The following is a 14890-nucleotide window of genomic DNA, read 5'->3' on the forward strand; positions in this document are numbered from 1 at the left end:
CTCTCGTCGCTAGGGCCGCGCACATCGCGCAGCGTTTAAAGGGGGCGAATACTCTCTTCATCCAGATCCGCGTCGAAGAATCGGCGCAGCGTCTGAATGTTGGTATCCGCTTCGATGGACTGGCGCGCCTGCGCCAGCTTTTCCTCATAGATGGCTTGTCGCCATTCCAGCGGGGTGCGCTCCGCCGGATTATCGTCCTCCACCACGGTCAGCTCGATCGGGCTGCCGTACAGCTCACCGAGCGCGTCGGCCAGCGTCTTCTGCGCCGAAGGCGAATTCAGATGGCGCTGCGAAGACCGCAGATGGAGGCTAATCTTGCCCGGCTCCGGCTGCTGCTTGAAGGCGTTCAACGCCAGCTGCTGCACCAGTTTCGGGATCTTCAGCTTATCGATTTCCGCCGCCCAGGCGTCGCGCTCCAGCGACTCCACCACCAGCTTGGCGGCCAGCTCCGGCGTTTTCTCGTGTTCCAACGCCGTGCGCAGCGCTTTCGGCGTCGCCAGCGGTTCCGGCGCCGCCTCGGGCTCGGTCTGCGCGCGCCAACGATAGGCTTCCGGTTTCGCCGGTTTTTCCGGCACCTTCTTCTCCGCCAGGCGCTGCTGGCTGCGCTCGGTCACGGAAGCCAAACGCCCCAGCGCCGAGTTTGCCGGCCGCGCTATTCCTGGCGCCGCCGGCTCATTCTTTTTTGGTGTGGATGCTCCCTGCTGCCGTTGCAGCTGGGACCGCGCTTTCAACAGCTGGGCGGTGGCATCCGGTAAAGGGGTCGATGATTGTCGCTGCGGCGCGGCCGGCTGCCCTAGCGGCGGCGGCGCGTCCTGAAACTGCGGCGGCTGTGGCGATGCGGTCTGCTGCGGCTGCGCCATCGGCGCCGGCGCGGTCTGCACCAACGCCACCGGCTCCGGGATCACCGCTTTCGGGTGAAACGCCAGCGCGCGCAGCAGAGTCATCTCAACCCCCATGCGGCGATCCGGCGCATAGGCCAGCTCTTTGCGGCCCACCAACAGCGTTTGGTAATAGAGTTGCACATCGGCCGGCGGCAGGGTGCGCGCCAGCTCACGCAGCCGTTGTTCCACGGCGGCGTAGTGGTTGTCGAGCATCGAAGGCAGCAGTTGCACCATCGCAATGCGGTGCAGCAACGCCAGCGTCTCCACCAGCAGGTTTTCCCAATCCACGCCGCGCGAAGCGGCCTGCGCGACCTGCGCCATCACCTTTTCACCGTCGGCGCTGACCAGCGCTTCGAGGATCGCCAGCGGCTGCTCGTCATCGAGCGTACCGAGCATCTGGCTGACGGTGGCGGCGGTCACCTGCCCCTGCCCCATGGCGATCGCCTGATCGGTCAGGCTCAGCGCATCGCGCATGCTGCCGTCGGCGGCGCGCGCCAGCAGCTGCAGCGCGCGGGCGTCGCTGGTGATCTGCTCCGCCGTCAGCACCGTTTCCAGCTGCTGGCGGATCTGATCGACGTCCAGCGCTTTGAGGTGAAACTGCAGGCAGCGGGAAAGAATGGTCACCGGCAATTTTTGCGGATCGGTGGTGGCCAACAGGAATTTGACGTGCGGCGGCGGCTCTTCCAGCGTCTTCAGCAACGCGTTGAAGCTGTGGCGCGACAGCATGTGCACTTCATCGATCAGGTAGACCTTGAAGCGGCCGCGCGCCGGCGCGTACTGAACGTTGTCCAGCAGATCGCGGGTATCTTCCACCTTGGTTCGGGAAGCGGCGTCGATCTCGATCAGATCGACGAAACGCCCCTGCTCGATCTCGCGGCAGTTGTCGCATTGGCCGCACGGCGTGGCGGTGATGCCGGTTTCACAGTTCAGGCCTTTGGCCAGCAAGCGGGCGATGGTGGTTTTCCCCACGCCGCGCGTGCCCGAGAACAGATAGGCGTGATGGATCCGCCCCAGCGAGAGGCCGTTGGCCAGCGCGGTCAGGACATGTTCCTGGCCGACCACGTCTGCGAACGTTTGAGGGCGCCACTTACGGGCGAGAACCTGATAGCTCATTAATACCGGAGAAGTCGAGTAATCTGGAGGGTCATGCTAACACAGCCCCGCGGCAATCCGCGAGGCCGTTGTGCCCAAGGGGCGATGCCGCATCAATGACCGGCGAAGTCCACCAGGCAGTAGCAGTCGATGCCCAGCTTGTTCAGACGCGCTTCTCCGCCCAGATCCGGCAGGTTGATGATGAACGCGGCGTCTTTCACTTCACCGCCCAGACGGCGGATCAGTTTGGTGGTCGCTTCAATGGTGCCGCCGGTCGCCAGCAGATCGTCCACCACCAGCACTTTGTCGCCCGCGGTGATGGCGTCGGTGTGGATCTCCAGCTTGTCGGTGCCGTATTCCAGCTCATAGCTTTCGCTGAGCGTGGCGCGCGGCAGTTTGCCCGGTTTGCGCACCGGCACGAAACCGACGCCCAACGCCAACGCGACGGGCGCGCCGAACAGGAAACCACGCGCTTCGGTACCCACCACCTTGGTCACGCCCGCTTCGCGATAGCGCTCAACCAGCAGCTCGATGCTGGCGGCGTAGGCCAACGGGTTTTCCAGCAGGCTGGTCACGTCGCGGAACAGGATGCCCGGCTTCGGATAATCCGGGATGGTTTTGATACTGTCTTTAATAAACTGAAGCTGCTGCGCAGTAGCGGTCATAATTGTTGCCTGATAAAACTGCCTGAAAACCGGCGCGCCGCTCACCCGCCGCCCCCGGGTGAAACACACCGGAGAAAAAATGGCAGGCGATCCGCGCACGAAAACGCCCAAATCTATGCAAACTGGCGGACAAATGCAACTCTCCCCTGCATCTTTCAACCCGCAGCGTTGTTGACCGCACGCATTACTTACCTAAGTAAGCTCCCGGGGATGCCTGCGTTTGTCGCCTGGCTGCGGCTTGAAAGCTATTGAGGAGTTTAAGGTACAATCAGCGCTGTTTTTGTTGCGGCAGATCAATAACCGGCAGGCGCAGCATAAAGGTCAGCAAAATGGCCAACATCAGCAGCAACAGCCCGCGCACCCACCAGATTTTCACCAGCCACAGCGAACAGGCGAAGGTCAGCACGATCACCAGCACCGCTTTCCACTTCGCCCCCGGCGGCAGCGCGCGATGCTGCTGCCAATGGCGCAGATAAGGGCCAAACCAGGAACGGTACAGCAGCCAGTGATGAAAGCGCGGCGAAGAGCGGGCAAAGCACCAGGCGGCCAACAGCAGGAACGGCGTGGTCGGCAACAGCGGCAACACCACGCCCAACGTCGCCAGCACCACCGCCAACCAGCCCAAAATGATCAATAACCCACGCGTCATGCGGTTCTTCGCTCCTCAATCGGTTGCGGTTTACTGTAGCATCGGCGCCGCGCCGGCGGAATATACATGCGGCGCTTGTTTCAGGACGGCATCGCGGGCAAGCTTAGGCCTGTTGAAATCAAGAGGGAGCTTATGTGAGCACTCAGCGTCTATTACAGGTGTTGGCACAGCAGATCGCGGCGCTGGCGGCCGAAGTCAGCCCGCGCGGCGACGCCCCGATCCCGCAGGCGCGGTTCGACGCCGCCCTGTTCGCCAACCGCGGCACGCGGCTGCGCGACTACCTGGCCGAAGTGGAGAAAAACTTCGCCCAGCTGCAAAACGCCGCTAACGACAGCCGCGCCAGCCAGGTGGCCTTTCTGGCCGAAAAACTGGTGGCTCAGATCGCCGCCCTGCAGCGCGAGCTGGCGACCCAGGCGCTGCGGCGCAAGAATCAGCCGAAGGAAGCCCCCGAGGTCGATCTCTACCACAAGCTGGCCGAGCATCAGGATTACGAACGCCGGCTGATCGCCATGATTCAGGATCGGGAAAGCCTGCTGGGGCGCCAGACCACGCTGGCGGCGCAGCAAAAGCTGCAGCACGAGCTGGCGGCGCTGGAGGGGCGGCTGATGCGCTGTCGTCAGGCGTTGGCGCGCATCGAGCGCAATATCGAGCGCAAAGAAAACGGTTTTTGAAGATTTATCACAATATTTTAATGATTATTCCCCGGTTGCGCGCCGGGTTCACTATACTCTGCCGATACCCGAGTTATTCATCCCATTAATTAAATAAGCGCAGGTGCTATGTCTCTGGAAAACGCCTCACCCGAACTGCAGCTGGCGGTAGACTTGATTTACCTGCTGGAATGCAACGAGATCGATCCGGCCACCGCGCTGGCGGCGCTGGATATCGTCAAACGGGATTATCAGGAAAAGCTGCAGCGCGCCGGCGTCACCTCTCCCTATCTGCCTGCCGGACAGTAACCAGGGACAGCGCCGCTGTCCCTTTCGCCTCTCATTGCTTATCCGCCGCCGTCTGGCCGCCGTCGTCCGGCGACAGCGTTCTTTTCACTTCCTGCACTTCATTGCCCTGCTGGTTATGCAGATACACCTCCAGCTGATTGAAGGCGATGTCGATGCCGTTTTCCCGGCACAAGCGGTCGATTGAGCGATTCAGTTCGTCCACCGTGTAGCTGCGATCGCGCAGTTCCCGCACATAGAGCCGCAGTTCGTGATCCAGCGTGCTGGCGCCGAAGTTGAGGAAGAACACCTGCGGTTCGGGATCGGTCATCACCCGCGGGTTGTCGTGCGCCGCCTGCAACAGCACCTTTTTCACCTTGTCGAGATCGGAGCCGTAGGCCACGCCGACCTTGATCAGCACGCGGGTGATGGTATCGGACAGCGACCAGTTGATCAGCCGCTCGGTGACGAACGCCTTGTTCGGAATGATCACCTCTTTGCGATCGAAGTCGGTAATGGTGGTGGCGCGAATGCGGATCTTGCTGACCGAACCGGAGAAGGTGCCGATGGTGATGGTATCGCCGATGCGGATCGGGCGTTCGAACAGAATGATCAGGCCGGAGACGAAGTTGGCGAAGATCTCTTGCAGGCCGAAACCCAGCCCGACCGTCAGACCGGCGGCCAGCCATTGCAGTTTGTCCCAGGATACGCCGAGCGATCCCAGCGCAACCACGGCGCCCACGGCGGTAATCAGGTAAGTGAGCACGGTGGTGATGGCGTAAGACGCCCCCTGCCGCAGTTGCAGCCGCGACAGCACCACCACCTCCAGCAAACCGGGCAAGTTGCGGGTGAGCACGTAGGCGACAATCACTGCGGCGATCGCCACCATCATGTTGCCCAGCGTCACCGCCTGCGACACGCTGCTGCCCGCCACGGTGCTGGTGTAATGCCACAGCGTGATGCTGTCCAGATAAGCGATGACCGTCACCAGATCCGACCAAATGGCGTAGAAGGCGCTGGCGAAGATGGCGAACAGCACCAGGGTGGTCAGGCGCAGCGACTGCTGGTTGATCTGATCGAGCGCCAGCGGCGGCTCTTCCACCACCGGTTCGCCGCCTTCGGCTCCTTCTTTCGCCACGTTTTGCCGCCGCGCCAACGCGCGCCGGTAAGCCAGACGCCGCGCCGCCACGCTCAGGCCGCGCAGCGCGGTCAGGTATACGATATTCCACAGGAAAAACAGATACAGGCTGTCTATCCAGCGGCTGGCCAGCCGCAGCGTGGTATAGAAGTAGCCGGCGAACATCAGCCCCAGCAGGATCAGCGGCGTGGCGGCCAGCGCGGTGACCACCACCAGCCGCACGGCGTGCGAGCCTTTTTCACGCCAGCTGTCGCGGCACAGCGGGAACACCAGCACCGTGAGCAGCGCCAGCGTCAACATCACCACGATCTGGCCGATCACGTCTTCCACCAGACGCAGCGGCGCTTTCTCGCCCAATACCGACCAGAAGATCAACGGCTGCAGCGCCAACCCCAGCCGCAGCGTCTGACGGCGGTAATGCGCGCACAGGTTGGCGCCGAAGTTGAAATGCCGCTCGGCGATGCCGCCCGGTTTCAGCATGCGATAGCTGAAGCCGAACACCAGCCACGACAGCGCCAGCTGCTGCGACAATGCCCATATAAAGTCGCTGATGCCGAAATCCGCGCGATACATCCAGAAACCGACGCCGAGGAGTAACGCGGCGCCGGGCAACACTTTCAGCAAGGTCAGCGCGATGGCCTTCGGCGTGTGCAGTTGGCCGTCGCGCTTAAGTTGCCCCACGTCGTTGGCCAGCTTTTGCAAATGGCCGTCGATCAGCCGGTAGCGCCAGCGCAATACCCCGATCGCCAACAGCATCGGGATCAGGAACACCAGCGCATTCAACCCGCCCTGCACCAGCTTGCCGCCGTCGAATTTGAGATCGAGCCCGGCAATCTGATCGCGCACCGCCTCCGGCATCGCCTTCAGCCACGCCAGATCGACCGGCTTGTTGCTGTTGACCCAGAAAATCTGCTGGGTCAGCGTATCTTGCAGCGAACCGTAAACGCTGGTCAGCTGTTGCTGATTGATCTGCAGGTTGATCGACAGCGACAGCTGGTTGCTGAGCTGCTTGTTCAGCTGATCCAGCAGTTCGCGGCGCATATCGACGATCTCGTTTAACGCGTCGATCACCTCCGGGCCGGCCTTTTCCTTGCTTTCGGCCACCAGCTGGTTGATGTAATCCTCTCCCTTGAACAGATCGTCGCGTTGCTGATTGATATCGAACTGCTCCAGCCGCAAATCGGCGATGCGCGTGTCCATATCCGCCAACAGCGTGCCCTGCGGCAGGCTCTGCTGCTGCTGATACAGGATGCGCGACAGCACCAGGCTGCCCTTCAGCACCTGGATCTGTTCTTTCAGGTTACGCTCCGCCTGCAGCCCGCGATCGAGCCAGTTTTTGACCCGAATATTCTGCTGGAACAGGGTGTTGCTCTCTTCGGTGGCGGCGATCAGCCGCTGGCTCAGTTGGCGGTTGACGTCCAGCTGTTTGCTGACCAACAGATCGTGCTGGATATCGGTGGCGTCTTCCGGGTTTTGCGCCTCTTTGGCGGTCTTTTCAGACAGCGTCAAACGTTTGCTGTTGACGATCTCCTGCAGCAACTGCACCGAGCGATCCAGCGCGTCGATATGCGCCGTGGTGTAATCACGCTGTTTTTGCAGCAGATCCTGCAGCGTGGTATTGGCTTCCAGACTTTTGCGCTGCAGCTCAAGCTGTGCGTTGAGCAACGCCTGCTCGGTGGTCAGCATCACCTGCTGGCTGTTGCGCAGCGAATCTTGCCCCGGCGTCTGGCCGCTGAGCTGGCTGCGGATCTCCTGCAGGCGCTGCGAAGCGGCGTACATGGTGCTTTGTACTCGTTCAGGCTGGGTTTGCAGCGACACCAGTTGGCTGTTGTAAGTAGAGAGGCTCTCCTGCGCGCTTTGCAGCTCGTCGAGCGTTTGATACAGCCGGCTTTCCAATTGGCGCAGCGACAGCGGCAACAGCGCGGCGCGCGCCGCCGCGCTGTCCGTCGGCCGCTTCAGCGCATCCAGTTCTGCGGTCACCTGATTGAGCTTCGCCGGCGCCTGCTGCACCTGCTGTTTAAGCTGCGCCGCGTCCTGCCGATTGCGCTCGATGGCGTCCAGCAGCTCCAGCGTGCGGGTTAAATCCTGTTGGGACAGCTTTTCGACCGGCGTCAGGGCTTTTTGCTTGCTCAGCGCTTCCAGCTGGCTTTGCACTTCGCTGCGCTGCGGCAAATCGCCGTTCAGCGCCGCCTGCGCCGGCGAGCTCAGCGCGCAAATCAGGAAAAGGAGTGTCGCGGCGGCGATGCGCCGCCGGCATGCGCCGACAAACGAGCGCGGCGTCAGAGAGGGCAGAGTCAACCAGCGATGCATGATTTAGCTTCGGATCGGTTAAGAAGCCTGAAGATTATCACGATCGCCGGCGGGCAACGAACAACAAAAACGTTGCCGATGATGTCCCGTTGTCGCGAAATCAGAAAGTGAGCACTTTCTCCGCCGCCAGCGTCCACTGCGCCAGTTCGACCAGCGTGCCGATCTCCACGCCGTCCGCCAGCGGCAAGCGGCTGACGCCGCGCGCGTCGGCGCAGGTCTTGCACAGCTTGACCGGCACCTGCTGCGCGGTGAGGATCTCCAGCATCTGCTGCAGATGGTATCCTTCGTGCGGCTGCTGTCCTGCCAGCCCGGCCACCACCGCGTCGGACATCAGAAACAGCCGCAGGTCGAGACTGCTTTGCTGCTCTTTCAGCGCGATGGCCAACCGCAGCGCATTGAACAAGGATTCATGGCCATAGGCGGCGCCGTTGGCGATGAGAACAACTGATGACATGAAATCTCTCCTTATAAAGGAAGGCGGTCGACGTCGGGGTTGAGGCGCAAGGTGGGGCAAAACTGCAGCATCTCCAAAAACGCATCGACCAGCGCTTCGGCTTCGGCCCGCAGATCGAAACTTTCCGGCATAAACAGCCAGTTTTCCATCAGGCCGGTGATATAACCGCGCAGGATGATCGCCGCACGGCGGGTATGCAAATCGGCGGGCAATTGCTCGTGGTGAATGCAGTTATACAGCACCGCTTCGATGCGTTCGTAGCCGGCGAGGTACAACACCTTGCGCGAATCCAGCAGCGGCATCATTTCACCGACAAACTCGCATTTGTGGAATATAATCTCCATCAACGCCCGCCTGCGGCCGTCTTCAACCGTAGACGTCAGAATGTAAATCAGAATTTCCCGGATAACCCGCAGTGGATTATCGGGAAACTTTGCCTGATACTCTGTTTCGAGCTGGTCAATTTTCGGCTCGGTAGATTCCCAAACTTCATTAAACAGGTCTACCTTATTCTTGAAGTGCCAGTAAATGGCTCCACGCGTAACCCCGGCAGCGGTGGCAATATCTGTCAGTGACGTTGCAGCAACGCCACGTTCAGAGAACTCTCTCACCGCAGCATCGAGGATTTGCTGTCGGGTTTCTTGCGCCTGCTGTTTGGTTTTTCGTGCCATGGCATTGTTATTTAGGGGGAGTGTGATTTACATACATTCGCGAATGTATGTACCATAGCACGCACATATAATTAACGCAGCAATGGGTTTTAAAGCTTGTGATCCATTGATCATTTTGAAATCGGACACTTGAGGTTTTTCTATGAACAAAAACAGAGGGTTAACGCCTCTGGCGGCCGTTCTGATGCTTTCAGGCAGCTTAGTGCTAACAGGATGTAACGATAAAGAAACCCAACAGCAAGGCGCCCAACAGCAGGCTCCTGAAGTGGGCGTAGTCACTTTGAAGGCCGAGCCTCTCAATATCACTACCGATCTTCCTGGCCGCACCGCTGCGTATCGCATCGCCGAAGTTCGCCCTCAGGTCAGCGGCATCATCCTGAAGCGTAACTTCGTTGAAGGCAGCGATATCAAGGCCGGGACGTCTCTGTACCAAATCGATCCCGCGACCTATCAGGCCAGCTACGACAGCGCGAAAGGCGATTTGGCCAAAGCGCAGGCCAGCGCTTCCATCGCGCGCGTGACGGTAAACCGCTACAAGCCATTGCTGGGCACCAGCTACATCAGCAAGCAGGACTATGACAACGCCGTGTCCACGCTGCAGCAAGCGGATGCCGCCGTGGTGGCCGCCAAGGCCGCCGTGGAAACCGCGCGCATCAACCTGGCGTACACCAAGGTGACCTCTCCGATCTCCGGCCGCATCGGCAAATCCGCCGTGACCGAAGGCGCGCTGGTCAGCAACGGCCAGGCAACCGCCCTGTCCACCGTGCAGCAGCTGGATCCGATGTATGTCGACGTCACCCAGTCGAGCACCGACTTCCTGCGCCTGAAGCAAGAACTGGCCAGCGGCGCGCTGAAGCAGGAAAACGGCAAGGCCAAAGTGAAACTGATGCTGGAAAACGGCACTGAATACGCGCAGGAAGGCACGCTGGAGTTCTCCGACGTCACCGTCGATGAGACCACCGGCTCCATCACCATTCGCGCCCTGTTCCCTAACCCGAACGATACGCTGTTGCCTGGCATGTTCGTGCGCGCCCGTCTGGACGAAGGCGTACGCAGCGATGCGTTGCTGGTGCCTCAACAGGGCGTCACCCGCAACCCGCGCGGCGACGCGACGGCGTTGGTGGTAGGGGCAGACAACAAAGTTGAGCTGCGCACGCTGAAGGCGGACCAGGCGATTGGCGACAAATGGCTGGTTACCGATGGCCTGAAAGCCGGCGATCGCGTCATCGTCACCGGCCTGATGAAAGTGCATCCGGGCGCGCAGGTAAAAGTGCAGGAAGTTGACACTCAGGCGCAAAAACAGCCGCAGTCTGAAGCGCAGAAGTCATAAAAAGGAGCCTGTAATACATGGCTAAGTTCTTTATAGACCGCCCAATTTTCGCCTGGGTAATCGCCATCATCGTCATGTTGGCGGGGGTGCTTGCAATAATGAAACTGCCAATCGCGCAGTATCCCACTATTGCACCGCCGGCGGTGAGTATTTCCGCCAACTACCCGGGCGCAGATGCCAAAACGGTGCAGGATACCGTCACACAGATTATCGAACAGAACATGAACGGTATCGATAACCTGATGTACATGTCCTCCACCAGTGATTCCTCTGGTAGCGTCACCATTACCCTGACGTTTGAGTCCGGCACCGATCCTGACATCGCGCAGGTTCAGGTCCAGAACAAACTGTCGTTGGCCACCCCGCTGCTGCCGCAAGAAGTTCAGCAGCAGGGCCTGAAAGTAGAAAAATCCAGCAGCAGCTTCCTGATGGTGGCCGGCTTCGTTTCCGACGATCCGAACATGACTCAGGACGATATTGCGGACTACGTGGCGTCCAACATCAAGGACCCGATCAGCCGTTCGTCCGGCGTGGGTGAAGTGCAGCTGTTCGGTGCCCAGTACGCGATGCGTATCTGGCTGGATCCGAACAAGCTGAACAACTACCAGCTGACGACCACGGATGTGACCTCCGCCATCACCGAGCAGAACAACCAGATCGCCGCAGGCCAGCTGGGCGGCCTGCCGCCGGTGCCGGGGCAGCAGTTGAACGCCTCGATCATCGCGCAGACCCGTCTGACTTCGCCGGAAGAGTTCGGCAAGATCCTGCTGAAGGTCAATACCGACGGTTCCCAGGTGCGCCTGCGCGACGTCGCTCACATCGAGCGCGGCGCGGAAAGCTATGCCGTTACCGCGCGTTATAACGGCAAGCCTGCCGCCGGCCTGGGTATCAAACTGGCGACCGGCGCCAACGCCTTGAACACCGCCAAAGGTGTGAAAGACGAGCTGGCCAAGATGGCGCCCTTCTTCCCGCAAGGGATGAAAGTGGTTTATCCGTACGACACCACCCCATTCGTTAAGATCTCCATCAACGAAGTGGTGAAAACGCTGATCGAAGCCATCATCCTGGTGTTCCTGGTGATGTATCTGTTCCTGCAAAACTTCCGCGCGACGCTGATCCCAACCATCGCGGTGCCGGTGGTGTTGCTGGGGACCTTTGCGATACTCGCGGCGTTCGGCTTCTCGATAAACACCCTGACGATGTTCGGCATGGTGTTGGCGATCGGCCTGCTGGTGGATGACGCCATCGTGGTGGTGGAAAACGTCGAGCGCGTCATGTCCGAAGAGGGGCTGCCGCCGAAAGAAGCGACCCGTAAATCGATGGGCCAGATCCAGGGCGCGCTGGTGGGTATCGCCATGGTGCTGTCGGCGGTATTCGTGCCGATGGCGTTCTTCGGCGGTTCAACCGGCGCCATCTATCGTCAGTTCTCGATCACCATCGTGTCCGCGATGGCGCTGTCGGTGCTGGTGGCCTTGATCCTGACGCCGGCGCTGTGCGCCACCCTGCTCAAACCGATCCCGAAAGGCGATCACGGGGTTAAAACGGGCTTCTTCGGCTGGTTTAACCGCATGTTCGAGAAGAGCACGCATCACTATACCGACAGCGTGGGCAACATCCTGCGCAGCACCGGCCGCTACCTGATCATCTACCTGCTGATCGTGGTTGGCATGGGTCTGCTGTTCCTGCGCCTGCCTTCTTCGTTCCTGCCGGACGAAGATCAGGGCATCCTGTTGACCATGGTGCAGTTGCCTGCCGGCGCCACCGAATCCCGCACCAACAAGGTGTTGGAAGAAGTCTCCGACTACTTCCTGAACAAGGAAAAGGACAACGTGGTTTCGGTGTTTACCGTCGCGGGCTTCGGCTTCAACGGTAACGGCCAGAACAACGGCCTGGCATTCGTCAGCCTGAAAGACTGGGGCGAGCGGCCGGGGGCCGGGAACAAGGTAGAAGCGATCGCGGGTCGCGCCATGGGCGCCTTCTCGCAGATTAAAGAAGGCCTGGTGTTCCCGTTCAACCTGCCGGCGATCATCGAACTCGGTACCGCAACCGGCTTCGACTTCGAGCTGATTGACCAGGGCGGCCTGGGGCACGAAAAACTGACCGAAGCGCGTAACCAGCTGTTGGGCATGGTTGCTCAGCATCCGGACGTGCTGGTGGGCGTGCGCCCGAACGGCCTGGAAGATACGCCGCAGTTCAAACTGATCGTCGATCAGGAAAAAGCCAAGGCGCTGGGCGTGAGCATCACCACCATCAACAGCACGCTGAGCACCGCACTGGGTGGTTCATACGTCAACGACTTCATCGACCGCGGTCGTGTGAAGAAGGTGTACGTACAGGCCGAAGCGCCGTTCCGCATGCTGCCGGAAGACATCAACAAGTGGTACGTGCGCGGTACCAGCGGCCAGATGGTGCCATTCTCCGCCTTCTCTTCGGCGAAATGGGAATACGGCTCACCGCGTCTGGAACGCTATAACGGCTTGCCGTCGATGGAAATTCTGGGCCAGGCTGCACCGGGCAAGAGTACCGGTGAAGCGATGAACCTGATGGAACAGCTGGCGTCCAAACTGCCAAGCGGCATCGGTTACGACTGGACCGGCATGTCCTATCAGGAACGTCTGTCGGGCAACCAGGCGCCGGCGCTGTACGCCATCTCGATTCTGGTGGTGTTCCTGTGTCTGGCGGCGCTGTATGAAAGCTGGTCCGTGCCGTTCTCGGTCATGCTGGTATTGCCGCTGGGGGTTATCGGTGCGTTGTTGGCCGCGACGATGCGCGGCATGAATAACGACGTGTACTTCCAGGTGGGGCTGTTGACCACCATCGGTCTATCGGCGAAGAACGCCATCCTGATCGTGGAATTCGCCAAGGATCTGATGGAGAAAGAAGGCAAAGGTCTGATCGAAGCGACGTTGGAAGCGGTGCGTATGCGTCTGCGTCCAATTCTGATGACGTCCCTGGCCTTCATCCTCGGGGTTCTGCCGCTGGTTATCAGCAGCGGCGCAGGCTCCGGCGCACAGAACGCGGTAGGTACCGGCGTAATGGGCGGGATGATCACCGCGACCGTATTGGCGATCTTCTTCGTACCGGTGTTCTTCGTGGTGGTTCGCCGCCGCTTCAGCAAGAAGAACGAAGACCTGGAACACAGCCACCCGGTAGAGCATCACTGATCGTTCAGTGAAGAGATTTCTACCCGATAATCGAAAAGGCCGCGCATGCGGCCTTTTTCTTTTGCTTCAGTTGCTTAATGCAAACCGTTCTCATTAATTCACTCGTGTGTGCAATTTACGCTTGATCGTGATGCCCGGTCGGCGCATAATTGTTGTTATAGTATAACATTACACGAGAGAGCCATTATGAAACCCGGCATCCATCCCGATTATCGCACCGTGGTGTTCCACGACGTCAGTGCCAACGCCTACTTCAAAGTGGGATCGACCATCAAAACCGATCGCACCATCGAGCTGGACGGCGAAAGCTGGCCGTATGTCACCCTCGACGTCTCTTCCGCTTCGCATCCGTATTACACCGGCAAGCAGAAAGACTATTCCAAAGAAGGCAGCACGGCGCGCTTCCAGCAGCGCTTTGGCCGCTTTATCGGCAATAAGTAACAAGGAACCCCCATGCAGGTATTGAGTTCATTGCGTTCGGCGAAAAATCGCCACCCGGATTGCAAAGTCGTGCGTCGTCGTGGCCGCATCTATGTGATCTGTAAAAGCAATCCGCGATTCAAAGCGGTACAGGGACGTAAGAAAAAGCGTTAACTCCAAAGTGTCATCTGTCGCAAAGCCCCGTTGCTGCTCAACGGGGCTTTTTTTATGGCGAGAAAGTACCTGCAAGCTGCCCCCGCCGGCAAGCGGGGGCGGTGATTACTTCATGCTGCTCAGCAGCGCGTCGACATTGTGCTTGAACGCCTGCTCATAGGTGGCCGCCGGGCCGCCCACGCGCGAGAGCGCTTCAGGGTACAGCTCGCCGCCCGCCTTGGCGCCGGTGGCGGCGGCAATCTGTTTCACCAGCCGCGGATCGGTCTGGTTTTCGATAAAGTAAGCGTTAACTTTTTCCTGTTTGATTTGTTTGATCAGGCCGGCCACATCGCTGGCGCTGGCTTCGGCCTCGGTGGAAAATCCGACCGGCGCAAGGAAGGTGACGCCATACTCTTGCCCAAAGTAACCAAAGGCATCATGGCTGGTGAGCACCTTACGTTTCTGCGGCGGCACAGCGGCGAACTGGGTTTTGGCCCACAGATCCAGCTTTTGCAACTGCTGAATGTATTCGGCGCCGCGCTGGCGAAAATAGTTGGCATCCTCGGGATCGGCGGCGATCAGGGCGTTCATCACGTTGGTGGCGTACTGCACGCCGTTTTTCATGCTGTTCCAGGCGTGGGGATCGGTAATCGGTTTGCCGTCCTCCTCCATTTGGCGGGTGTTGATGCCCTGTGACGCGGTAATCACCTGTCCTTTATAACCCGAAGCGCTGACCAGGCGATCGATCCACCCTTCCAGCCCCAGGCCGCTGACGAACACCACGTCGGCCTGCGCCAACGTCTTGCCGTCCTGCGGTGAAGGCTCGAAGCTGTGCGGATCGCCATCCGGCCCCACCAGCGTGCTGACCTTGACGTGATCGCCCCCCACCTGTTTAACGATATCTCCCAGAATGGAAAAGCTGGCGACGGCGTCGACGGTCTTCGCCATCGCCAATGGGCTGGCCAGCAGAGCAGCGACCGCCAGCGATATAGGTAAACGTTTCATATTTTCTCCTTGCAAATGGCACT

General features: G+C 60.0%; 13 protein-coding genes and 1 other annotated feature. Of the genes, 6 read left to right on the forward strand and 7 right to left on the reverse strand.

Going from position 1 to position 14890, the window contains the following annotated elements; all coding sequences use genetic code 11:
* Positions 1 to 35 precede the first annotated feature (35 nt).
* From dnaX to ACSBQV_RS09830, 3 genes are all read right to left on the reverse strand, one after another.
* Positions 36 to 1994, reverse strand: coding sequence for a DNA polymerase III subunit gamma/tau (gene dnaX, locus ACSBQV_RS09820; RefSeq protein WP_099783776.1), 1959 nt, complete (start codon positions 1992 to 1994; stop codon positions 36 to 38).
* Positions 639 to 703 (reverse strand) — a sequence feature (DnaX frameshifting element). (Overlaps the previous gene by 65 nt.)
* Before the next feature lie 92 nt (positions 1995 to 2086).
* Positions 2087 to 2638 carry an adenine phosphoribosyltransferase gene (apt, locus tag ACSBQV_RS09825; protein ID WP_019454166.1) on the reverse strand — a complete coding sequence of 184 codons (552 nt, stop codon included), beginning with the start codon at positions 2636 to 2638 and terminating at the stop codon, positions 2087 to 2089.
* Between the two features lie 268 nt (positions 2639 to 2906).
* Complete coding sequence (locus tag ACSBQV_RS09830) at positions 2907 to 3287, reverse strand: DUF454 family protein (protein WP_016928835.1); 381 nt, start codon at positions 3285 to 3287, stop codon at positions 2907 to 2909.
* Positions 3288 to 3421: 134 nt separating this feature from the next.
* Between ACSBQV_RS09830 and priC the strand changes: the two genes are divergently transcribed.
* Both priC and rsmS read left to right on the forward strand, forming a co-directional pair.
* Positions 3422 to 3958 carry a primosomal replication protein PriC gene (gene priC / locus ACSBQV_RS09835; RefSeq protein ID WP_033642112.1) on the forward strand — a complete coding sequence of 179 codons (537 nt, stop codon included), beginning with the start codon at positions 3422 to 3424 and terminating at the stop codon, positions 3956 to 3958.
* Positions 3959 to 4066: 108 nt separating this feature from the next.
* Entirely contained in the window at positions 4067 to 4246 is a 180-nt protein-coding gene (gene rsmS / locus ACSBQV_RS09840) for a pleiotropic regulatory protein RsmS (RefSeq protein WP_016928837.1), read from the forward strand.
* 31 nt (positions 4247 to 4277) lie between these two features.
* Here rsmS and mscK read toward each other — a convergent pair whose 3' ends face one another.
* The 3 genes from mscK to acrR all read right to left on the reverse strand — a co-directional run bounded on the left by mscK (position 4278) and on the right by acrR (position 8795).
* Positions 4278 to 7670 (reverse strand): mechanosensitive channel MscK, encoded by a 3393-nt coding sequence (mscK, locus tag ACSBQV_RS09845; protein ID WP_099783778.1) that lies wholly within the window; start codon positions 7668 to 7670, stop codon positions 4278 to 4280.
* A 100-nt stretch (positions 7671 to 7770) separates the two neighbouring features.
* On the reverse strand, positions 7771 to 8124 hold the full coding sequence (locus tag ACSBQV_RS09850) for a DsrE/DsrF/TusD sulfur relay family protein (RefSeq protein ID WP_042783805.1): 354 nt from the start codon (positions 8122 to 8124) through the stop codon (positions 7771 to 7773).
* 11 nt (positions 8125 to 8135) lie between these two features.
* On the reverse strand, positions 8136 to 8795 hold the full coding sequence (gene acrR, locus ACSBQV_RS09855; RefSeq protein WP_033642109.1) for a multidrug efflux transporter transcriptional repressor AcrR: 660 nt from the start codon (positions 8793 to 8795) through the stop codon (positions 8136 to 8138).
* A 142-nt stretch (positions 8796 to 8937) separates the two neighbouring features.
* Here acrR and sdeX point away from each other — a divergent pair, with 142 nt between their 5' ends.
* From sdeX to ykgO, 4 genes are all read left to right on the forward strand, one after another.
* Positions 8938 to 10125: a multidrug efflux RND transporter periplasmic adaptor subunit SdeX gene (gene sdeX, locus ACSBQV_RS09860; protein ID WP_033642108.1), complete on the forward strand. Its 1188-nt coding sequence runs from the start codon at positions 8938 to 8940 to the stop codon at positions 10123 to 10125.
* Between the two features lie 17 nt (positions 10126 to 10142).
* A complete protein-coding gene (gene sdeY / locus ACSBQV_RS09865) occupies positions 10143 to 13289 on the forward strand; it encodes a multidrug efflux RND transporter permease subunit SdeY (RefSeq protein WP_033651107.1) in 3147 nt (1048 codons plus the stop codon).
* Between the two features lie 186 nt (positions 13290 to 13475).
* Positions 13476 to 13730: a type B 50S ribosomal protein L31 gene (locus ACSBQV_RS09870; protein WP_004940303.1), complete on the forward strand. Its 255-nt coding sequence runs from the start codon at positions 13476 to 13478 to the stop codon at positions 13728 to 13730.
* A 12-nt stretch (positions 13731 to 13742) separates the two neighbouring features.
* Positions 13743 to 13883, forward strand: coding sequence for a type B 50S ribosomal protein L36 (gene ykgO, locus ACSBQV_RS09875; protein WP_004940304.1), 141 nt, complete (start codon positions 13743 to 13745; stop codon positions 13881 to 13883).
* A 105-nt stretch (positions 13884 to 13988) separates the two neighbouring features.
* Here the strand turns inward: ykgO and ACSBQV_RS09880 are convergent, their stop codons facing one another.
* Positions 13989 to 14867, reverse strand: a complete 879-nt coding sequence (locus ACSBQV_RS09880) for a metal ABC transporter solute-binding protein, Zn/Mn family (RefSeq protein WP_042783804.1) — start codon at positions 14865 to 14867, stop codon at positions 13989 to 13991.
* Between the last annotated feature and the right edge of the window lie 23 nt (positions 14868 to 14890).

This window comes from Serratia sp. B501 (genome assembly GCF_051172315.1).
Lineage (GTDB): Bacteria > Pseudomonadota > Gammaproteobacteria > Enterobacterales > Enterobacteriaceae > Serratia > Serratia ureilytica.

Excerpts from the sequence above, each read along its gene's own strand:
- dnaX (WP_099783776.1), bottom strand. The coding sequence starts at position 1,994 with ATGAGCTATCAGGTTCTCGCCCGTAAGTGGCGCCCTCAAACGTTCGCA.
- apt (WP_019454166.1), bottom strand. The coding sequence starts at position 2,638 with ATGACCGCTACTGCGCAGCAGCTTCAGTTTATTAAAGACAGTATCAAA.
- ACSBQV_RS09830 (WP_016928835.1), bottom strand. The coding sequence starts at position 3,287 with ATGACGCGTGGGTTATTGATCATTTTGGGCTGGTTGGCGGTGGTGCTG.
- rsmS (WP_016928837.1), top strand. The coding sequence starts at position 4,067 with ATGTCTCTGGAAAACGCCTCACCCGAACTGCAGCTGGCGGTAGACTTG.
- mscK (WP_099783778.1), bottom strand. The coding sequence starts at position 7,670 with ATGCATCGCTGGTTGACTCTGCCCTCTCTGACGCCGCGCTCGTTTGTC.
- ACSBQV_RS09850 (WP_042783805.1), bottom strand. The coding sequence starts at position 8,124 with ATGTCATCAGTTGTTCTCATCGCCAACGGCGCCGCCTATGGCCATGAA.
- acrR (WP_033642109.1), bottom strand. The coding sequence starts at position 8,795 with ATGGCACGAAAAACCAAACAGCAGGCGCAAGAAACCCGACAGCAAATC.
- sdeX (WP_033642108.1), top strand. The coding sequence starts at position 8,938 with ATGAACAAAAACAGAGGGTTAACGCCTCTGGCGGCCGTTCTGATGCTT.
- sdeY (WP_033651107.1), top strand. The coding sequence starts at position 10,143 with ATGGCTAAGTTCTTTATAGACCGCCCAATTTTCGCCTGGGTAATCGCC.
- ACSBQV_RS09870 (WP_004940303.1), top strand. The coding sequence starts at position 13,476 with ATGAAACCCGGCATCCATCCCGATTATCGCACCGTGGTGTTCCACGAC.
- ykgO (WP_004940304.1), top strand. The coding sequence starts at position 13,743 with ATGCAGGTATTGAGTTCATTGCGTTCGGCGAAAAATCGCCACCCGGAT.
- ACSBQV_RS09880 (WP_042783804.1), bottom strand. The coding sequence starts at position 14,867 with ATGAAACGTTTACCTATATCGCTGGCGGTCGCTGCTCTGCTGGCCAGC.